Below are 20,452 nucleotides of genomic sequence, written 5' to 3'. Positions count from 1 at the left end.
AGGGAGCAACATGTGGGAGGGGCGGGGTACGAATGCTGCTTTCGAACGAGTGCGGGCACTGCATTGGTCGCGAACGTACGGGGAGCAACATGTGGGAGGGGGCTTGCCCCCGATGAGGGCGTGTCAGCTGAAACAGCTGTGACTGACACACCGCTATCGGGGGCAAGCCCCCTCCCACAGGGGACCGCGTTGCATCGGAGGGTTAGAAGAACCCCAACGGATTGATGTCGTAGCTCACCAGCAGGTTCTTGGTCTGCTGGTAGTGATCCAACATCATCTTGTGGTTCTCACGCCCCACGCCGGACTTCTTGTAGCCGCCAAACGCGGCATGCGCCGGGTACAGGTGGTAGCAGTTGGTCCACACGCGGCCGGCCTTGATCGCCCGGCCCATGCGGTAGGCACGGTTGATATCACGGGTCCACAGCCCGGCACCCAGGCCGAATTCGCTGTCGTTGGCGATCGCCAGGGCTTCGGCTTCGTCCTTGAAGGTGGTGATGCCCACCACCGGGCCGAAGATTTCTTCCTGGAACACGCGCATCTTGTTGTGGCCCTTGAGCAGGGTCGGCTGGATGTAGTAACCGCTGGACAGGTCCCCCTCCAGGCGCTCGGCCGCGCCGCCGGTGAGCAACTCGGCGCCCTCTTCCTGGGCGATTTTCAGGTAGGACAGGATCTTGTCGTATTGCTGCTCGGACGCCTGGGCGCCGACCATGGTTTCGGTGTCCAGCGGGTTGCCGCGCTTGATCTTGACGATCTTCTTCATCACCACTTTCATGAAGTCGTCGTAGATCGACTCCTGCACCAGCGCCCGCGACGGGCAGGTGCACACTTCACCTTGGTTGAAGAACGCCAGCACCAGGCCTTCGGCGGCCTTTTCGATGAACTGTGGCTCGGCGTTCATGATGTCTTCGAAGAAGATGTTCGGCGACTTGCCGCCCAGTTCCACGGTCGACGGGATGATGTTCTCGGCGGCCGCATGCATGATGTGCGCGCCGATGGGCGTCGAGCCGGTAAAGGCGATCTTGGCGATGCGCTTGCTGGTGGCCAGCGCTTCGCCGGCTTCGCGGCCAAAGCCCTGGACGATATTCAGCACGCCCGGTGGCAGCAGGTCATTGATCAACTCGGCAAACACCATGATCGACAGCGGCGTCTGCTCGGCCGGCTTGAGCACGATGCAGTTACCGGCGGCCAGGGCCGGGGCGAGTTTCCAGGCCGCCATCAGCAGCGGGAAGTTCCACGGAATGATCTGCCCGACCACACCCAATGGCTCATGGAAGTGATAGGCAGCGGTGTGTTCGTTGATCTCGGCGGCGCCGCCTTCCTGGGCACGGATGCACCCGGCGAAATAGCGGAAGTGGTCAGCGGCCAGGGGCACGTCGGCGTTGAGCGTCTCTCGCACGGCCTTGCCGTTGTCCCAGCTTTCGGTCACGGCCAGCACTTCGAGGTTCTGTTCGATGCGGTCGGCGATTTTCAGCAGCACCAGGGCGCGATCCTGGGCCGAGGTCTTGCCCCAGGCGTCGGCGGCGGCGTGGGCGGCGTCGAGGGCCTTGTCGATGTCGGCGGCGTTGGAGCGCGGGAATTCGGCGATCTGCTCACCGGTCACCGGCGAGGTGTTGGTGAAGTACTGGCCGCTCTGCGGCGCGACGAATTCGCCGCCGATGTAGTTACCGTAGCGCGACTTGAAGCTGACGATGGCGCCAGGGGTGCCAGGTTGTGCGTAGATCATGTTAAGGCCTCTGTCTGGGTCCGGGCCTGTCGGTCAACAGGCGATGACCCGATAGTAGAGAGCCCCCGCTGCCGGGCGAATGCGCCGTTGGCAGGGGGGCTCTTGTCATTTGGTCGTAGATTCAGTGTTTGGCGACCAGTTCTTTGGGCAGCTTGAAGGTCCAGAGCATGCCGCCCTGGTTGAAGTCCTTGATGCGCTTGGCCACTTCACCGCCCCACAACGGCACCGCGCCGCCCCAGCCGGAGAGCACCGAGACGTACTGTTCGCCGTCCATTTCCCAGGTCACAGGCGAGCCGAGTACGCCGGAACCGGTCTGGAATTCCCAGACCTTCTCGCCGGTCTTGGCGTTGAACGCCTGCAGGAAACCTTCCGGCGTGCCGGTGAACACCAGGTTGCCCTTGGTGGTCAGCACCCCGCCCCACAGCGGCGCGAAGTTCTTGTGGCGCCAGACTTCCTTGCCGGTCTTCGGGTCGATGGCACGCAGTACGCCGATGTAGTCTTCGTTCAACGGCTTGATGGTGAAGCCCGCCCCGAGGAACGCCGCGCCTTTTTTGTAGGCGATGTCTTCGTTCCAGATGTCCATGCCCCATTCGTTGGACGGCACATAGAACAGCCCGGTGTCACGGTTGTAGGCCATCGGCATCCAGTTTTTCGCGCCGAGGAACGCCGGCGCGACGAACACCGAGGTGCCTTTGGTTTCACCGCCCGGTGCGCCTGGGCGACTGGCTTCGTTGTAGATCGGCCGGCCGTCCTTATCCAGGCCGCTGGCCCAGGTGATCTTGTCGACAAACGGGAAGCCACGGATGAACTTGCCGTTGGTGCGATCGAGCACGTAGAAGAAGCCGTTACGGTCGGCGGTGGCCGCCGCTTTGATTTCCTTGCCGCCTTCGGTGTAGTTGAAGGAGACCAGCTCGTTCACGCCGTCATAGTCCCAGCCGTCGTGGGGCGTGCTCTGGAAGTGCCACTTGATGGTGCCGTCATCCGGGTTCAGCGCCAGGCGCGAGGATGAATAGAGGTTGTCGCCGGGGCGCAGGTGCGAGTTCCACGGCGCCGGGTTGCCGGTGCCGAACAGCAGCAGGTTGGTTTCCGGGTCGTAATAGCCGCCCAGCCATGGCGCCGCGCCGCCGGTCTTCCACAGGTCGCCAGGCCAGGTCTTGCCCGCCTCGCCGCCGGAAATGCCGTTCTCCACGGCCTTGCCGTCCTTGTAGACATAGCCCATATGGCCTTCGACGGTTGGACGCATCCACAGCAGGTCGCCGTTTTTCGGGTCGTAGGCCTGGATCTTGCCCACCACGCCGAATTCGCCACCGGCCACGCCGGTAATCAGCTTGCCGTTGACCACCAGGGGCGCGGCGCTGATCGAATAACCTTCCTTGTGGTCGGCAACCTGCTTGCTCCACACCACTTTGCCGGTGTCTTTATTCAGCGCTACCAGCTTGGCATCGAGGGTGCCGAAGAACACCAGGTCGCCGTACAGCGCCACACCACGGTTGATCACGTCGCAGCAGGGGCGGATGTCATCGGGCAGGCGCGCATCGTACTGCCAGAGTTTCTTGCCGGTGCGCGCATCCACCGCGAACACCCGGGAGTAGGAACCGGTGAGGTACATCACCCCGTCCTTGATCATCGGCTGCGCCTGCTGGCCGCGCTGTTTCTCGCCGCCAAAGGAGAAGGCCCAGACCGGGCGCAGGTCCTTGACGTTGTCCACATTGAGGGTGTCGAGCGGGCTGTAGCGCTGGCCCTGCACGCCCAGGCCGTTGGTGACGATCTGCCCAGGGTTTTTCGGGTCCTGGAGGATGTCCTGGTCGGTCACGGCGGCCATGGCTTGGCCGGATAACAGAATGGCACCGAGCAACACACTCAAGGCGAAGGGTTGGCGGCGTGCGGGTTGGGTCATGACGGCTACCTCTGCGGTTTTTTGTTATACCCGGGAAATTTTCCCGGTCTGGTAGCGATTCTTGGGCGCAGGGGCAGTTGTCACAATTGACCGCAGTATCGAGATTGCTAGTTCCTTAGTAGCGGGTCTGGCCGCTCAGCGCGCCGAGTCGACGCGTTGCATCTGCTCGCGCTCATAACGCGGATACAAGTGGCTGACGCTGCGGATCAGTTCGTAGCGGCTCAGGCTGATGGCGGCGAAACGCTCGGGAATGGGGCTGCGGATCATCTCGGCCATGTCGCTGCCCTGGGCGGCACCGCCGCGCAGCAGTTGGTCGAGCCAGGTGAGGTAGTCGCGCATCTGGGCGAAGGGCTGCGCGTCACTGGCGACCGGGCCGTGGCCGGGCACGATCAACGTCCAGGGCAAAGCTTGCAGGGTGTCGAGGTCGGCCAGCCACGCCGTCAACCCAGGGCTGTTGGGCGTGGTAAGCGCGCGTTGGTAGAACACCAGGTCGCCGGTAAACAGTACGCCAGTGCTCTGGTCGAGAATGGCCAGGTCGGCGCCGGTGTGGCCGGTCAATGCGAGCAGGCGCAAGTCGTGGCGGCCAACGCTCAGCACACCGGGTTCCAACACCTGGGTGGGCAACACCACCTCGGTGCCGCGCATCCAGTCGCCGACCATGCGGTAGAGGTTTTCCGCCATGCCGTCGCCTTGCTCATGCAGCAGGCGCGTGGTGTCGGCCAGGGCGCCGATGGGCACGTCCTTGAACGCCTGGTTGCCCAGCGCATGGTCGGGGTGATGATGGGTAATCAGCACCTGGATCACCGGCTTGGGGGTGACGCGGGCGATGGCCTCGCGCATGGCTTCGCCGTAGCGCCGCGACGGGCCGGTGTCGATCACCACCACGCCCGCCTCGGTGACGATAAAAGCGGTGTTGACGATATTGCCGCCATTGGCCTTGGCGAAGTTGTCGGTACTGCCTTCGAGCAGCCAGGTGTCATCGGCGATCAACCGTGGCTTGAGGGCGTAGTCCAGGTCCGCCAGCGCGGGCAGGCTCAAACTCAGGCACAGCAATAGAATCCAGCGCATGCCGCGCTCCTTCTGGTCAGGGAATGGCGGCGTCGAATTCATTGCCACTGTTGTCGCGCAACACCAGGCGGGTCGGCCCTGGCGCGTCGATATCAAAGGCCAGGTTGGGGTTTTCGCTGACCGCCGGGAACAGCTCCAGCTCGGCCAGCACCTGACCGTCCTGACCCCGCAGTTGCGCATGGTTGAGGTAGAACTCGGGGATGCCGCTGACCATGCCGTTGTCCATCGGATGCGCCACCTGCACGCGCACCCGGCTGAACTCGCCACGCGGGTAACGCCCGCCGAGCACTTCACCGATGTGTTCTTCCCAGCCGGGCTGGGTGCGTACCACGCTGGGCGCGGTGCAGCCGCCGCCGGCCGCATCGATCAGGGTCGAGCCGACGTGCCACAGCCCGTCGTCGGTGAGCACTGCCGCGCGCAACGGCGTGGCCTGTTCGATACGAATCCGCAGCGATAGCCACGGCAGCACCCCGGCCTTGGGCTGGAAGTCGACGATCTTCGGCAATGGGTTGAGCTCGGCCCAGGCGAGGATTTTCAGCACATGGCCCTTGAACGCCCGGGCGTCGATCTCCAGCGGCACCTGGCGCGCATCTTCGGCAAACGGCGGCGCCAGCAGCTTGACCCGTTCGTCGAACACAAACGGCGCTTCGGCCAGGAACTGCTTGTGGTAGAACGCCCACATCACCGACGGCACCGGGTCCTTGCCTGGCTCGACGTCCACGGCGTGGGCCGCCAGCGGTAACCAGCAGGCCAGCAGGCAGCTCAGTCGCACGTTCAGTCGCCAGATCATCGCCTGCTCCTATTGGTACATCTCGGGCACTTCGTATTGCAGGCCGTAATGGCTGTAGATGGCTTGCAGCGAACCGTCGCGGATCAGGCCTTCAAGGGCCTCTTCCACCGCGTAGGCCAACTGGCGATTGCTTTCATGCACCGCCATGCCGATTTCCCAGCGTTGCCTGCCCATGTTCGGGTAGGCGTTCTCGGCCAGGGCCAGTTGCGGGTCGTGGGCCTCATGCACCTGCCAGTCGATTTCGCCACGCATGGCCATCACCGCATCGACCTCGCCGGCCTTCATCGCCGCAAAGGCCTGGGGCACGCCGGGGTAGTGATGGGTCTTGCCGGCAAGCATGCCGTTGAACACCGAGGTCAGGTAGAACGACGGCACGCTGTCGACTTCGACGCCGACCGGGTGCTGCTCGAACACCGCCACGCTGGCGACCTTGTCCAGGCGCCGGCGATCGTAGGCCACCTGCCATTGTTCGTTCTGGTAAGGCCCGAACATCACCACATGGCCGTTTTCCAGCTCGCCCTGGTCATTGCGCTTTTGCGCGTAATCGCGGTCGTAGGGCGCGCGCATCATCAGGTCGGCCAATTGCTGGTTGTGCAACGGGCTGCCGCGCCAGATGTAGTCGCGCAGGTCGTCGTCAAGCTTCTCGCCGGCCGGCGCCCAGATCAACGTGAGTTGCACCCCCAGCGCCTTGGCCAGGGCCTGGGCCAGCTCCACGTCGACCCCACGCGGGGTGGCGCCGTCTTCAAAGCTGTAGGGGGCAAAGTCCTTGTACACCGCCACTTTCAGTTCGCCGTCGGCGATCATCTGGTCATAGCTGCGCACCTGTGCCTGTGCCGTCTGGCAACACAGCAGGGCCAGGCCAAGCACATAAGCGAACAGGCGCATGGCTTACTCCTCGACGTGCACGGTGTCCAGGTAGGTGCGCACGGCCCACAAGGCTTCCTGGCTCAGGTAGTCGGCCATCTTCGGCATATACACCCGGCCGTCGCGTACCGCGCCATGACGCACGCGCTCGACGAACCACTCATCACCGGCTTCGCCCACGTCGAGCATGCGCAGGTCGGGGGCGATGCCGCCGGACTTGGCTTCCAGGCCGTGGCAGGCGGCGCAGTTCTGGTTATAGGCGGACGAGCCGATTTCCACGGCCCGGTCGTGTTCAGGGGAGGTGCGGTACGGATTGACCGCCGCCCAGCCGTCTTCGTTGACCGGCACGCCGGCGTCCTTGATCGAGGTCAGGCCCTTGGTTTCCACGGCTTGCGGGACCACGTTGCCATGGGCCCAGGCGGAGCCCGCAGCGATCACACTGGCCAACAGCCCGGCGACAAGCAAGGCGTTGTGTTTTGTTGTCATTATTTTTGCCCTCAGGATTGCACGCAAAACCTCATTGCAGAGGCTATGGCAACCATCTTAGAAACCCCGGGGCATGGGCCGTATGCTGCTTTGGTGGCCGGCTTATCCTCCCTTGGTAGTAGGGCTTGTGGGGCACGCCTAAAACAGCGGCGCCACGGGAAGTCTTCCCGGCCACGGCGGGCGTTTTTCCGTATCCGTCCGGCCCCCTGACGCGCCACCCTGTGCAGGCCAAAACCTCCACTGGGAACTGCAACCATGACAATAAGATCGCTACCCGCCCTCTCACCTTTAAGCCTTGCCGTGCAAGCCTTCGTGCTGGTGGGCAGCCTGTCCCTCAGTGCCGCGGGCTATGCCGCCGCCGAGCCTGCGGCCAAGCAAACCCGCAACGTCACCTGGGAAGACATCGCCAACGACCACCTGACCACCCAGGACGTGCTGCAATACGGCATGGGCACCAACGCCCAGCGCTGGAGCCCGTTGGCCCAGGTCAACGACAAGAACGTGTTCAAGCTCACCCCGGCCTGGTCCTACTCGTTCGGCGATGAGAAACAACGCGGCCAGGAATCCCAGGCCATCGTCAGCGACGGCGTGGTCTACGTGACCGGTTCCTACTCCCGCGTATTCGCCCTCGACGCCAAGACCGGCAAGCGCCTGTGGACCTACAATCACCGCCTGCCCGACAACATTCGCCCCTGCTGTGACGTGGTCAACCGGGGAGCGGCGATCTTCGGCGACAAGATCTACTTCGGTACCCTCGACGCGCGCCTGATCGCCCTCGACAAGAACACCGGCAAAGTGGTGTGGAACAAGAAGTTCGGCGACCACGCCGCTGGCTACACCATGACCGGCGCCCCGGTGCTGATCAAGGATAAGGTCAGCGGCAAGGTGCTGCTGATCCACGGCAGCTCCGGCGACGAGTTCGGCGTGGTCGGCCAGCTGTTTGCGCGTGACCCGGACACCGGCGAAGAGGTCTGGATGCGTCCGTTCGTGGAGGGCCATATGGGCCGCCTCAACGGCAAGGACAGCACGCCGACCGGCGACGTGAAAGCCCCGTCGTGGCCGGATGACCCGACCACCGAAACCGGCAAGGTCGAGGCCTGGAGCCACGGCGGCGGCGCACCTTGGCAGAGCGCGAGCTTCGATGCCGAGACCAACACCATCATCGTCGGCGCCGGCAACCCCGGCCCGTGGAACACCTGGGCGCGCACCTCCAAGGACGGCAACCCCCACGATTTCGACAGCCTCTACACCTCCGGCCAGGTCGGCGTCGACCCGAGCACCGGTGAAGTGAAATGGTTCTACCAGCACACGCCGAACGATGCCTGGGACTTCTCCGGCAACAACGAACTGGTGCTGTTCGACTACAAGGACAAGGACGGCAAAGTGGTCAAGGCTACCGGCCACGCCGACCGCAACGGCTTCTTCTACGTGGTCGACCGCAACAACGGCAAGCTGCAGAACGCCTTCCCGTTTGTCGACAACATTACCTGGGCCAGCCATATCGACCTGAAGACCGGCCGCCCCGTGGAAAACCCAGGCCAGCGCCCGGCCAAGCCATTGCCGGGTGAAACCAAGGGCAAACCCGTGGAGGTCTCTCCGCCGTTCCTGGGCGGCAAGAACTGGAACCCCATGGCCTACAGCCAGGACACCGGCCTGTTCTACATCCCGGGCAACCAGTGGAAAGAGGAATACTGGACCGAAGAGGTTAACTACAAGAAGGGCTCGGCCTACCTGGGCATGGGCTTTCGTATCAAGCGCATGTATGAGGACCACGTCGGCACCCTGCGCGCGATGAACCCCACTACCGGCAAGGTGGTGTGGGAACACAAGGAACACCTGCCGTTGTGGGCCGGCGTGCTGGCGACCAAGGGCAACCTGGTGTTCACCGGGACCGGCGATGGTTTCTTCAAGGCCTTCGACGCGAAAACCGGCAAGGAGCTGTGGAAGTTCCAGACCGGCAGCGGCATCGTCTCGCCGCCGATCACCTGGGAACAGGATGGTGAGCAGTACATTGGCGTCACCGTCGGTTATGGCGGCGCGGTGCCGTTGTGGGGCGGCGACATGGCCGAGCTGACCAAGCCGGTGGCGCAAGGCGGGTCGTTCTGGGTGTTCAAGATCCCGAGCTGGGATCAGAAAACCGCGCAAAAATAACCCCTGCGAGAATGCCGGGCCGCCTTTTGCAGTAAGCAGGCTCCTGTGGCGAGCGGGCTTGCCCCGCGTTGGGCTGCGAAGCGGCCCCGGCATTTCTCCAGCAGCACCGTGCGCTCAGGCTCTACGACTGCTGCGCAGCCGAACGCGGGGCAAGCCCGCTCGCCACAGTAAGCCCGCTTGCCACAGTAAACCCGCTCCCCACAGGATCCCTAGAGGTTGCACGATGAACTACCTGCCCTTGTTACTCCTGCTCTCCCTGCCCCTGGCGCACGCCGACGACGGCGACGACGCCCCACTGGTCGTCAACGGCTGTACGATCGCCGAACACAGCCAATGCCCCGGCGCCAACCTCAAGGGCGCCAACCTCAGCAACCAGGACCTGAGCAGAATGAACCTGGCCGGTGCCGACCTGCGCGACGCCGATTTGCGCCATGCCAACCTCGACCTGGCCAACCTGGAAAAAGCCCGGTTGCAGGGCGCCAACCTGACCCGCGCCAGCTTGCAGCAAAGCAACCTGCGCCTGGCCGACTTCACCGGCGCGACGCTGATGGCGATCCAGGGTTGGGGTCTGTTTGCCCAGGGCGCACAGTTCGAAAACGCCAACCTCAGCGCGGCCTACCTGCAATTCGCACGGCTGTCGGGGGCAAAAATGCACAAGGCCAACCTGCGTGCCGCCGACCTGGAAATGACCTGGCTGAGCAAGGCCGACCTGCAAGGAGCGGACCTGAGCGATGCGAATCTACAGGAAGCCAAGTTCGGCGAAAGCAACCTGGAACAGGCCACGCTCACCGGCAGTCGCCAGCACTATGCGAACTTTCAGGATGCCAATATGGAAGGCTGCAAAGACTGTCCTACCACCTGGAATCGCTAGACCACCACGATTCAAAATGTGGGAGGGGGCTTGCCCCCGATGGCGGTGGATCAGTCAATGCCTGAGTGACTGAAGCACCGATATCGGGGGCAAGCCCCCTCCCACATTTGAAGGGTGTAAAACAGAGAGAAAACTGTCAGCCCGCTACGCGCACCACGCCCATGTCGATCCCCAGATGCACCAGTTCGGCATGGGAACTGACCTGCAACTTGCTCTTGAGCAAGGTCAGGTGGTTGGACACGGTCTTGCTGCTGATATTCAGCTGGTCGGCAATCGCCCGGGTAGGCGTGCCCTTGGCCAGCATCAGGAAAATCTCCAGCTCGCGCGGGGTCATGCCCTGCAGGCGTTGATCGCTGGGGGTGTAGGCCAGCTCGGTGGCCAGGGCCTGTTCGATATAGGCGTGGCCGTCGAGGATGCGCCGCACCGCTTCGATCAACACCTCGGGCGCCGAGCTTTTGGTCAGGTAGCCTGAGGCACCCGCCTCCAGGGCCTGGCGCACCAGTGGTAATTCGTCGTGCATGCTGAAGAACAGCACGCGCAACTGCGGCAGGCGCTGGCGCAGGCGGCGCGTGGTTTCCAGACCACTGATACCGGGCAGGCCGAAATCCATGATCACCAGGTTCGGCACCGCTTCCTGCACGCGGCTGAGGGCTTCTTCACCACTGGCCGCCTCGCGCACCTCAATGGCCGGCAGCAGCGCCCGCAACAGGCTGGCATAGCCCTGGCGCACCACCGCGTGGTCATCCACCAACAGAATATTCATGAAGCCTCCAATGGCATGTTCAACGCCAGCGCCCAACCGGCGCCGGGATGGCTGAGGATTTTCAGTTCGCCGCCCAGGCAGCGCGCGCGTTCGGCCATCGAATACAGGCCGACACCCGGGCGCTGCGGCGTGTATGCACCGCGCCCGTTGTCGCGCACCCACAGGCGCAGGCGCGAACCGCGATGGTGCAGGCGCACGCAGACATGGCTGGCGTCGGCATGCCGCACGACATTGGTCAGGGCCTCCTGGAGCAGGCGGTAGAGGTGGGTCTTGCTCGCTCCGGACAATGCCGGCAAATCGGTGCTGACCCGTAGCCGGCAATCGATGCCATGGCTGGCCTGCCACTGCGTGACCAGCATCGAAAAAGCCTCGGCCATCGGCAGGTGTTGCAGGGCCACCGGGTACAGGTCGTGGACCAGCGCGCGGAAACCTTGCTGCAAGTGGTCGCAGTGATCTTCCAGTTGCGCCACCGTGCGCGCCAGCAATGGTGGCTGGTCGGTGACCAGGCGTAACAGGCAGGCCTGGGCGCGAATGCCGGCCAGGTATTGGCCCAGGTCATCGTGCAGGGTCTGGGCCAGGTGATTGCGCTCCTGCTCCTGCACCGCCATCAGGGTCTGGGTCAGTTGGGTGTTGTCGGTGCGCGCCTGCTCCAGGGCGTGGGTCATGCGGTTGAAATGCAGCGCCAGTTGCCGCGCTTCCGGCGACCCCGCGCTGTGCAGACGGACATTGAGCTGGCCGGCGCACACCTGCTGCAGGGCCCGCAGCAACTCATCGAGCACGCCCATGCCACGGCGCACCGCCCAACGGATGGTCAACAGGCTCAAGGCCAGCGCCAACGCGCACAGGCCCAACAGTTGTTGCAGAGAGTCCCAGACTTCGTCGATTTCATCCCGTGGGTCGACCGCGATCGACACGCGCCGGCCGTCCGGCAAGTCCAGTACCTGGGGACTGCGCCGCGCCTGGGCAAACAGCAGGCGGCCGAGCCAGGCATCCAGGCCGTCTGCCGCCGGTGCCTGCAAGGTTTCGCCAGGCCCCAGCCAATGCACGCGCACATGACGCAGGCTGGCGGTGAGGTGTGGCTGCAGGCTGGCGGGGTCGCGCTCGGCGGTTTCGCTGAGGTAGTGCACCACCGCTTCGGCCGATTGCAGCTCGCGCTCCACATCCGCCAAGGCCTGGTGCATCAACAGGCCAGTGCAGGCGCAGGTGACCAGGGCGAAAAAGCCGCACACCCACAGGTTGATGCGCCACAGCGCCGACATGCCTAGCGCGCCACGCTGGCGGGCACGCTCGACGCCGGGCGTGGTGCGTGCAGCTTGTCGACGCCGATCAGGCTGACGATCAGCAGGAACGGTAGGAGCAGGACCTTGAGGATGTGCATGAGCGTTCATCTCCCGAGTGAGCGCGACGCGGATGCCCCATGCTAAGACCGCGCCACGCGCGCGGGGCTACTACCTTGGTACTGCCCCAGCGGTACTTTCTGCATATTTGCAGCGCCCCCAAGGATTCCTATGCTGGCGCTACCTGTCATGGAGTGCCTTATGCGCCAGCTCGCCCCCTACGCCGTGCTGTACCTGCTGGCGATCGCTTGCGCCGCCGGGGTGGCCAGCGCCAGCCAGGCCGCCGAGGCGCCGCTGGCGGTACAGATCGGCTACCTGGGCTACCGGCCGGATCCGGGGCCGCTGCTGTCGAATGTGATCCCCGAGCCGAGCGATGCCGGGCAACGCGGCGCCGAGCTGGCGATCATCGACAGCAACAGCACCGGCGCCTTTCTCAACCAGCGCTACAGCCTGACCAGCGCTACGGTGGACACCCCCGAGGCCCTGCTCGCCGCCGCCCAGGCCCAGCACGCCCAGGGCCTGCGCCTGTTCGTGGTCAACGCCCCCGCCGCCAGCCTGCGCCAACTCAGCGCGGCACTGCCCGACAGCCTGCTATTCAACGCAGGCAGCCCGGATGACAGCCTGCGCAGCACCGACTGCCTGGGTAACGTGCTGCACACCCTGCCGAGCCGGGCCATGCTCGCCGATGCCCTGGCGCAGTACATGGTGGTGCGCAAATGGCAAAAGGCGCTGCTGATCGTCGGCCCCACCGAGGATGACCAAGCCTACGCCGCCGCCCTGCGCCGCGCTGCCAAGCGTTTCGGCGTGCAGCTGGTGGCGGAAAAAGCCTGGCGTTTCGATAACGACCAACGCCGCAGTGCCCAGGCGGATATGCCGCTGTTCACCCAGACCGCCGAATACGACGTGGTACTGGTGGCCGATGAGCGCGGCGACTTCGGCGAGTACGTGCCCTACCAGACCTGGTACCCGCGCCCCGTCGCCGGCACTCAGGGCCTGACGCCCACCGGCTGGCACAAAACCGTCGAGACCTACGGCGCCGCGCAATTGCAAAAACGCTTCGAGGCCCTGGCCGGGCGCTGGATGAACGACCGCGACTTCGCCGCCTGGATGGCCGTGCGCAGCGTCGCCAGTGCGGTCAACAAGTTGCGCCAGGTCGAGCCCATGGCCATCCGCCAACTGGAGATCAGCGAACAATTGCCACTGGACGGTTTCAAGGGCCGCAAGCTCAGCTACCGCCCGTGGAACGGCGAGTTGCGCCAACCGATCCCGATCGTGCAGCCCCGCGCCCTGGTCAGCACCTCGCCCCAGGACGGTTTCCTGCACCCCTTCAACGAAATGGACAGCCTGGGCTACGACAAGCCCGAGGTGACCTGCCGCTTCCCCTGATCGCTCCCCTACTCACAATAATAAGGAATCCGCCATGCGCCGCACCCTGCTCTCATGCGCCCTGCTGCTTGCCGCCGGGCACGCCATGGCCAGCACCGCCTGGGTCTCCAACGAGAAAGACAACAGCCTGAGCCTGATCGACATGCAGACCCTGCAAGTCACCGACACCCTCAAGGTCGGCCAGCGCCCAAGGGGCTTGTTGCTGTCCCACGACAACACGTTGCTGTACATCTGCGCCAGCGACTCGGACCGGGTACAGGTGATGGACGTGGCGACGCGCAAGATCATCAAGGAACTGCCCTCCGGCAAAGACCCCGAGCAGTTCGCCTTGCACCCCAATAACCGCTGGTTGTACGTGTCCAACGAAGACGATGCGCTGGTGACGGTGATCGACACCGAGACCTCCAAGGTGCTCGGCCAGATCAACGTCGGCGTGGAACCTGAAGGCATGGCCGTGAGCCCGGACGGCAAGTGGGCGGTGAACACCAGCGAAACCACGAACATGCTGCATTGGATCGACACCAGTACCCAGACCCTGGCCGACAGCACCCTGGTGGACCAGCGCCCGCGCTTCGTCGAGTTCAACCACGATGGCTCGCAGTTGTGGGCTTCGGCGGAAATCGGCGGCACCGTGACCATCCTCGACGTGGCCAGCCGCACGATCCTCAAGACCCTGACCTTCAAGATCAAGGGCGTGCACCCGGACAAGGTGCAGCCGGTCGGGATCAAGCTCAGCGCCGACGGCAAGTACGGCTTTGTCGCCCTCGGCCCGGCCAACCATGTGGCGGTGATCGATGCCAAGACCTTCGAAATCCTCGACTACCTGCTGGTGGGCCGCCGCGTCTGGCAGATGGCATTCACCCCGGATGAAAAACAGTTGCTGGCCACCAATGGCGTGAGCGGCGATGTATCGGTGATCGATGTGGACAGCCTCAAGGTGATCAAATCGGTCAAGGTCGGACGTTATCCGTGGGGCGTGGTGGTGACGCCATGAACGCCCTGGAGGTGCGCGACCTGAGCTTCGCCTATGGCGCACGCCAGGCCCTGCACGAGGTGAGTTTCAGCCTGGCGCCCGGAGGGTTTGCCGCGTTGCTGGGGCCCAATGGCGCGGGCAAATCCACCCTAATCGCGCTGCTCACGCGGTTGTACGACTTGCAAAGCGGCGATATCCGCGTGGGCGGCCACTCCCTGCGCGATGCGCCACGCGCAGCACTCACGCAACTGGGGGTGGTGTTCCAGCAAAGCACCTTGGACCTGGATTTGAGCGTGGAGCAGAACCTGCGCTACCACGCCGCGCTGCACGGCTTATCGCGGCGCCAGACCGACCTGCGCGTTGCCGCCGAGCTGGCGCGCCAGGCCCTGACGGAACGGCGCCGCGAAAAAGTCCGCGAACTCAACGGCGGTCACCGGCGCCGCGTCGAAATCGCCCGGGCGTTGCTGCACGAACCCCGCTTGCTGCTGTTGGATGAAGCCAGTGTCGGCCTCGACCCCGCCAGCCGCCTGGCCCTGAACCAGCACGTGCGCAGGCTGTGCCTGGAGCAAGGCATCAGCGTGCTGTGGACCACCCACCTGCTCGATGAAGTGCAGCCCGACGATGCGCTGATGATTCTGCACCAGGGCCGCTTGGTGGCCAGCGGGCAAGTCGATGCGTTGATCCAGGCCCAGGGCGGCGACCTGGGCAGCGTGTTCGCGCGCCTGACCCGCCCCGCCCCCACAGGAGCCGTGGCATGAACGCTTACTGGCAATGCTTGCGCGGCATCGTGCTGCGCGAGTGGCTGCGCTTTGTGTTGCAGCGCACCCGGTTTCTCAGCGCCCTGGTGCGCCCGCTGTTGTGGCTGCTGGTGTTTGCCGCCGGGTTCCGCGCTGCGCTGGGCATTTCGGTGATCGAACCCTACGACACTTACATCCCCTACGAGGTCTACATCATCCCGGGGCTGGCCTGCATGATCCTGCTGTTCAACGGCATGCAGGGTTCGTTGTCGATGGTCTACGACCGCGAGATGGGCAGCATGCGCGTGCTGCTGACCAGCCCGCTGCCGCGCACATTTTTGCTGTGCAGCAAGCTGCTCGCCACTGCGTTGATTTCGCTGTTGCAGGTGTACGGGTTCCTGGCGATTGCCTGGGTATACGGTGTGCAACCGCCGGCCATGGGGCTGCTGATCGCCCTGCCCGCCTTGCTGCTGGTGGCCTTGATGCTGAGTGCCCTGGGCCTGCTGCTGTCGAATGCCATTCGTCAGTTGGAAAACTTTGCCGGGGTGATGAATTTCGTGATCTTCCCGCTGTTTTTCCTGTCATCGGCGCTGTACCCGCTGTGGAAGATGCGCGACTCCAGTGAATGGCTGTACTGGTTGTGCGCGATCAACCCGTTTACCCACGCCGTGGAGCTGGTGCGCTTTGCCCTGTATGAACGCTTCGCCGGCCTGGCCCTGGCGGTGTGCCTGGGCTTGACCGTGCTGTTCGCGGTGTTGGCGGTACTGACCTTCAACCCTCAGCATGCGGCGTTGCGCAAAAAGGGCTGAGGCTGGCAAAAACTACTACTTTAGTACTGGTTTTCCTGTCTATCGTCGCATTCCCAAGGGCTCGGGACTCACGTGTAATGGCCGCATAACGATAAGGATTGCCCCGCCATGCTGCCTGCCCGACTGCCTCTGTTGGCACTGCTGTGTCTGTTCATCGCTTACGCGCATGCCGACACCCCACTGTTTTCCGCCGACGGCTACCGCATCAGCCTGTACCGCAGCCCCACGCCCGATCACTTGCCGGGCGCCACGATCATCGACACCCCGGCCCTGCAAGCCCTGCTGGCGCAGACCCCGGCACCGGTTCTGATCGACGTGTATCGCCGTCAATGGCTGCAAGGTCGCTTCATCGAAGACCAGCCTCACGCCAACCTGCCCGGCAGCCACTGGCTGGCCAATACCGGCGATGGCGACCTCACGCCGGAATGGCAAAGCTACTTCGTGCGCCACCTGTACACCTACAGCGGCGGCGACCCGACACGACCGCTGGTCTTCTATTGCCGCTCCGATTGCTGGTTGAGTTGGAACGCGGTAAAACGTGCCGCCAACCTGGGCTATACCTCTGTGTACTGGTATCGCGATGGCCTGGATGCCTGGGAAGCGGCGAAGCTGCCGGTGTCGGTTGCGCAACCCGAGCCATTTGAATAACCACAATAAGAAAGGTGAACGGCCATGTACAAAATCCTGATTGCCGATGATCACCCGCTGTTTCGCGAAGCGATCCATAACGTCATCAGCGACGGTTTCCCCGGCAGCGAAGTGATGGAGACCGCCGACCTGGACAGTGCCCTGGCGCTGACCCAGGAACACGACGACCTGGACCTGATCCTGCTCGACCTGAACATGCCCGGCATGCACGGCCTCAATGGCCTGATCAACCTGCGCAACGAGTCGCCGACCATTCCGGTGGTGATCGTGTCGGCCGAGCAGGACAAGCAGATCGTGCTGCAAGCCATCACCTACGGTGCCGTTGGTTTTATCACCAAGTCCTCGCCACGCCAGCAGATGACCGAGGCGATCCAGCAGATTCTCAACGGCAACGTGTACCTGCCGCCGGACATCATCCGCACCCAGAAAACCGGTACCCACCGCCGCCTCAACGAAAACCCCGGCTTCGCCCCCGAACTACTGCAGGCATTGACCCGCAAGCAGTTGCTGGTCCTGGAACGCATGACCAAGGGTGAGTCGAACAAACAGATTGCCTACACCCTGGAAATTGCCGAGACCACCGTGAAGGCCCACGTGTCGGCGATCCTGCGTAAATTGAATGTGCACAACCGGGTGCAGGCGATACTCAGTGCCGGAGATATAGATTTCGGCTCGTACCTGCGCCGCTGAGTTTCCTGACACAACACCAATCAAAGGTGGGAGGGGGCTTGCCCCCGATGGCAGTGGGTCAGTGACATAAAAGTTGACTGACACACCGCTATCGGGGGCAAGCCCCCTCCCACAGGTTGATCTGCATTTGATGGGGTTTCGGGGTTCACTTGCCGAGCAGGTGGCTCATGGCAGTCTTGAGCTTCATCGGCCGCACTGGCTTATGCATCAAGGTGTGCCCCAGTTCGCGGATCTGTAGCTTCAGCTCGTTGTTGTAGTTGGCGGTGATCATCATCGCCGGGATCGGGCTGGCGCGCCGGGCGTTGATGCGTGCCACGGCGTCGACACCGTTCTGCTCATCGTCCAGGTGGTAGTCGGCGATCAACAGGTCCGCCTCGGCATGGTAGTTGTCCACCTGGCGCGCCAGGTCCTGCTCCGACAGTGCGGTGATCACGCTGCACCCCCAGCCTTCGAGCAAGGTGCGCATGCCCGCGCAAATGGCTGCGTCGTTATCCAGCACCCACACCCGCGCGCCTTGCAGGCGTTCGAGCATCGGCTCGGTCATCGCCGGCATGGGCAATGAACGCGGAGCAGTGGCGCTTAACGGCACCTCCACCGAGAACATCGAGCCCTTGCCCGGCCATGATTTGACGGTGATGCGATGGCCGAGTATCCCGGCGATCTTCTCCACGATCGCCAGCCCCAGGCCCAACCCGCGGTCCTGATCGCGCCGCTGCACATCACCGCGCTTGAACTCCTGGAAAATCTCCTCCAGGCGCTCCTCGGCAATGCCCATGCCGCTGTCCCACACCTGGATCGACAAACGCTGGTGCTGACGCCGGCAACCGAGCACGATGCGCCCCTGATAGGTGTAGCGAATCGCATTGCTCAACAGGTTGCGCAGGATACGCGCAAGCAGCTGGATATCGCTGCGCACCAGCGCCGAACAGCCGATAAAGTGCAACGCCAAACCTTCGCTGCGGGCCAGTTCGGTGTATTCCACAGCCAGGTTGTCGAGCAACTCGCTCAAGGCAAAGGGGGCGATATCGGCCTTGATCACCCCGGCGTCCAGCTTGGAGATATCCACCAGGGTACCCAGCAGGTTTTCCACGTCTTCCAGGGAATTGCTCACGTTGCGCACCAGGGTTTCATTGGCCTGGGGCTCGCGGCGTTCGAGCAAGGCACCGGTGAACAGCCGCGCGGCGTTCAGCGGTTGCAGCAGGTCGTGGCTGACGGCGGCGAGGAATTTGGTTTTCGACAGGTTGGCCTGTTCCGCCTCCAGCTTGGCTTCACGCAGGCGTGACTCCACCCGGCGGCGCTCGTCGATCTCGCGCAGCAGTTGGTCGTTGAGCGAGGTCAGCTCCGAGGTGCGCTGGGCGACGCGCTGCTCCAGATGCAGGTAAGCCTGATGCAAGGCTTCGGCGGTGCGGCGGCGTTCGGTGATGTCGCGGATCAGCACGAAAATCCCCACCACTTCGCCATTGGCCAGGCGGTTGGGCACGTAGGAGCGCAGCATGTAGCGCTCCTGGTTCTTGATATTGGTTTCGGCGAATTCGAAGGTCACGCTCTCCCCCGCCAGCGCGCGAGCGACATACGCATCCAGGCGCTGGCAGTGCTGTTCACTGTGCACTTCGCGCAGGCTCTGCCCGAGCATCATGCCCCGTGGCCAGCAGTACCATTCTTCGTAGACTTTGTTGGTGAACTCATACACCAGGTCGGCATTCAGGTAGCCGATCAGGGCCGGCACATGGTCGGTGATCAGGCGAATCCAGCGCTCGCTTTCCTGGGCTTTTTGCGCGGCGGCCTGTTCCCGCCGCAGCGTTTCGGCGCGCAGCCGGGCGTTGATCAACAAATGGTTGCTGGCGCGCAGTTCGGCCATCGCCTGGTTGAGTGCGTCGGTGCGCTCGCGCACTTGTTCGGCCAGCACCACCGAATGCTGGAAGGTGGTGTACGGGTCATTGCCCTGGGTCACGCCGGACTCGATACGCTCGATCAACGCCGCATTGATCCGCGCCAGCTTGTGGTTGTCCTGGCGCAGTCGCGCCACCTCGGCCAACAGTTCAGTGCGATCCAGGAGCTCGACCTCGGGCAATGGCGACGCCGGTGAAGGTTTGGTTGATATGCATGCCATTGAACTGTTCTCCGTAGGTGTTGAACCCCATCACCCGATGGTCACGCAGAAAGCAGCCGATTTGTTCGAGGTTGTCGCTGTCTTCCAGCTCCAGGCGCCGCAGGAAGCAGTCGCAACCAATGGTCAGCAGCAAGTCGCCAAGACGCGATTGCAGGCCGTCGAACAGGTTTTCCAGGTTCGGCAGGATCGGCCCCGGCTTCATCACGGTGAGCACGATGCCGTTTTCCACCGCACAGTAGAAACTCAGGCTCAGGTCGTCATGCACCTGCTGGATCGCCCGCACGTAGTACTGGTCATGGATACGCACCGCCAGCGGGTGGGCGGCGAAGATACGGTGGTCAAGGTCAGCCACGGCCACGCCGATATGCCGCGCGTATTCTTCGGCGGCGGGTTCGGCGTTGAGTTCAAAGACCCGGCGCGACGGGCTGTCGGCGCCGGTCACCACCAGCTTTTCGCTGCGCGGCAGAATGTGGTGAGTGGTGAAGACCTCGAAATCCAACCAGGTATTGACCAGCACCACCACCGCCGCACCGCTGTGGAAGGCGCCGTTGAAGTACACGTGAGTGTGGGTGAGGAAGTTGTCGTCACCGGCCGAACCGCCGAAGTGCGGAATGTCGCCAAGCGCGGCACTGAGGGCGGCGAGCACCATTTCTTCACGACTGGACAAACCATCGAGCAAGGTCAGGGCGAAGGTATTGCCCTTGATCGGCGCCAGGGTGTTGCTGCGACAGCCGCCCACGAGACGTTCGACCATCTGCTGGGCGTCGATCAGGCTGAAGTGTTCCACCTGGTCGATCAATTCGGTGGCGATGGAAAAGTGCGCGTGGTTAAAGCCCATTGCCGTGACGCAATTACGGCCATAGCCTTCAGGCGTGATCTCGCCGGCACTGGTACAGCCCACCACCCGTACGCTGCCGAAGCACTGTTGCAGGGCCTGGCCCAGGGCCTGTAGATCGTAGGAGGCTGAGCAGAAAAACAGCACGAAGCCCAGGTATGGATGCAGCAGTTGCTCGGCCAATTCCTCGGCGGCCTGCCTGGCATCGATCGCCTGGGACATGGCACTGACTACGCCTTCACTGTTGTGCATCGTTGGTTCCCCCTCTGAGGCATGAGTGTACGAAGGGCGGGGGGCGGGACCTATGCTACTTG

18 protein-coding genes are annotated in these 20,452 nt (G+C 63.7%); 8 read left to right on the top strand and 10 right to left on the bottom strand.

From position 1 onward, the window contains the following. Window positions 1–202 precede the first annotated feature (202 nt). The 6 genes from A7317_RS18940 to pedF all read right to left on the bottom strand — a co-directional run bounded on the left by A7317_RS18940 (window position 203) and on the right by pedF (window position 6,828). Window positions 203–1,723: an aldehyde dehydrogenase family protein gene (locus A7317_RS18940; RefSeq protein WP_024076311.1), complete on the bottom strand. Its 1,521-nt coding sequence runs from the start codon at window positions 1,721–1,723 to the stop codon at window positions 203–205. Window positions 1,724–1,844: 121 nt separating this feature from the next. Beyond that, the gene (locus A7317_RS18935) at window positions 1,845–3,620 is read right to left on the bottom strand and encodes a PQQ-dependent methanol/ethanol family dehydrogenase (protein WP_024076312.1); all 1,776 of its coding nucleotides are present in this window, start codon (window positions 3,618–3,620) and stop codon (window positions 1,845–1,847) included. A 135-nt stretch (window positions 3,621–3,755) separates the two neighbouring features. After that, window positions 3,756–4,688, bottom strand: a complete 933-nt coding sequence (locus tag A7317_RS18930) for a quinoprotein relay system zinc metallohydrolase 1 (RefSeq protein WP_069076578.1) — start codon at window positions 4,686–4,688, stop codon at window positions 3,756–3,758. A gap of 16 nt (window positions 4,689–4,704) precedes the next feature. Beyond that, window positions 4,705–5,466 (bottom strand): quinoprotein dehydrogenase-associated SoxYZ-like carrier, encoded by a 762-nt coding sequence (locus A7317_RS18925; protein ID WP_069077433.1) that lies wholly within the window; start codon window positions 5,464–5,466, stop codon window positions 4,705–4,707. Between the two features lie 21 nt (window positions 5,467–5,487). Beyond that, window positions 5,488–6,363 carry a substrate-binding periplasmic protein gene (locus A7317_RS18920; protein ID WP_024076315.1) on the bottom strand — a complete coding sequence of 292 codons (876 nt, stop codon included), beginning with the start codon at window positions 6,361–6,363 and terminating at the stop codon, window positions 5,488–5,490. 3 nt (window positions 6,364–6,366) lie between these two features. Beyond that, window positions 6,367–6,828: a cytochrome c-550 PedF gene (gene pedF / locus A7317_RS18915; protein ID WP_069076577.1), complete on the bottom strand. Its 462-nt coding sequence runs from the start codon at window positions 6,826–6,828 to the stop codon at window positions 6,367–6,369. 255 nt (window positions 6,829–7,083) lie between these two features. Between pedF and exaA the strand changes: the two genes are divergently transcribed. Beyond that, window positions 7,084–8,979 (top strand): quinoprotein ethanol dehydrogenase, encoded by a 1,896-nt coding sequence (gene exaA / locus A7317_RS18910; RefSeq protein WP_024076317.1) that lies wholly within the window; start codon window positions 7,084–7,086, stop codon window positions 8,977–8,979. A gap of 223 nt (window positions 8,980–9,202) precedes the next feature. Beyond that, window positions 9,203–9,850, top strand: coding sequence for a pentapeptide repeat-containing protein (locus A7317_RS18905; protein ID WP_024076318.1), 648 nt, complete (start codon window positions 9,203–9,205; stop codon window positions 9,848–9,850). Window positions 9,851–9,986: 136 nt separating this feature from the next. On the opposite strand, the gene A7317_RS18900 is transcribed toward A7317_RS18905, so the two are convergent. Next, window positions 9,987–10,613, bottom strand: a complete 627-nt coding sequence (locus tag A7317_RS18900) for a response regulator transcription factor (protein WP_024076319.1) — start codon at window positions 10,611–10,613, stop codon at window positions 9,987–9,989. After that, window positions 10,610–11,872: a histidine kinase gene (locus A7317_RS18895; protein ID WP_069076576.1), complete on the bottom strand. Its 1,263-nt coding sequence runs from the start codon at window positions 11,870–11,872 to the stop codon at window positions 10,610–10,612. The genes A7317_RS18900 and A7317_RS18895 overlap by 4 nt, the downstream gene beginning before the upstream one ends. 279 nt (window positions 11,873–12,151) lie before the next feature. On the opposite strand from A7317_RS18895, the gene A7317_RS18890 reads away from it, so the two are divergent. The 6 genes from A7317_RS18890 to A7317_RS18865 all read left to right on the top strand — a co-directional run bounded on the left by A7317_RS18890 (window position 12,152) and on the right by A7317_RS18865 (window position 17,193). Beyond that, the gene (locus A7317_RS18890) at window positions 12,152–13,336 is read left to right on the top strand and encodes an ABC transporter substrate-binding protein (RefSeq protein WP_069076575.1); all 1,185 of its coding nucleotides are present in this window, start codon (window positions 12,152–12,154) and stop codon (window positions 13,334–13,336) included. A gap of 34 nt (window positions 13,337–13,370) precedes the next feature. After that, the gene (locus tag A7317_RS18885) at window positions 13,371–14,330 is read left to right on the top strand and encodes a YVTN family beta-propeller repeat protein (RefSeq protein WP_024076323.1); all 960 of its coding nucleotides are present in this window, start codon (window positions 13,371–13,373) and stop codon (window positions 14,328–14,330) included. After that, window positions 14,327–15,067 carry an ABC transporter ATP-binding protein gene (locus tag A7317_RS18880; RefSeq protein WP_024076324.1) on the top strand — a complete coding sequence of 247 codons (741 nt, stop codon included), beginning with the start codon at window positions 14,327–14,329 and terminating at the stop codon, window positions 15,065–15,067. Before A7317_RS18885 ends, A7317_RS18880 begins: the two co-directional genes overlap by 4 nt. Beyond that, complete coding sequence (locus A7317_RS18875; protein WP_021492851.1) at window positions 15,064–15,855, top strand: ABC transporter permease; 792 nt, start codon at window positions 15,064–15,066, stop codon at window positions 15,853–15,855. The genes A7317_RS18880 and A7317_RS18875 overlap by 4 nt, the downstream gene beginning before the upstream one ends. A gap of 108 nt (window positions 15,856–15,963) precedes the next feature. Next, window positions 15,964–16,503, top strand: coding sequence for a PQQ-dependent catabolism-associated CXXCW motif protein (locus tag A7317_RS18870; RefSeq protein ID WP_024076325.1), 540 nt, complete (start codon window positions 15,964–15,966; stop codon window positions 16,501–16,503). 24 nt (window positions 16,504–16,527) lie between these two features. Continuing rightward, window positions 16,528–17,193 (top strand): response regulator transcription factor, encoded by a 666-nt coding sequence (locus A7317_RS18865; RefSeq protein WP_024076326.1) that lies wholly within the window; start codon window positions 16,528–16,530, stop codon window positions 17,191–17,193. A gap of 145 nt (window positions 17,194–17,338) precedes the next feature. On the opposite strand, the gene A7317_RS18860 is transcribed toward A7317_RS18865, so the two are convergent. Then, a complete protein-coding gene (locus A7317_RS18860) occupies window positions 17,339–19,303 on the bottom strand; it encodes a PAS domain-containing hybrid sensor histidine kinase/response regulator (RefSeq protein ID WP_024076327.1) in 1,965 nt (654 codons plus the stop codon). Next, window positions 19,233–20,390, bottom strand: a complete 1,158-nt coding sequence (gene nosP, locus A7317_RS18855; RefSeq protein ID WP_069076574.1) for a nitric oxide-sensing protein NosP — start codon at window positions 20,388–20,390, stop codon at window positions 19,233–19,235. Before nosP ends, A7317_RS18860 begins: the two co-directional genes overlap by 71 nt. Window positions 20,391–20,452 lie beyond the last annotated feature (62 nt).

It is taken from the genome of Pseudomonas fluorescens (genome assembly GCF_001708445.1).
GTDB classification, from domain to species: Bacteria; Pseudomonadota; Gammaproteobacteria; order Pseudomonadales; family Pseudomonadaceae; genus Aquipseudomonas; species Aquipseudomonas gorinensis.
This window is presented reverse-complemented; position numbering and strand designations above follow the sequence as displayed.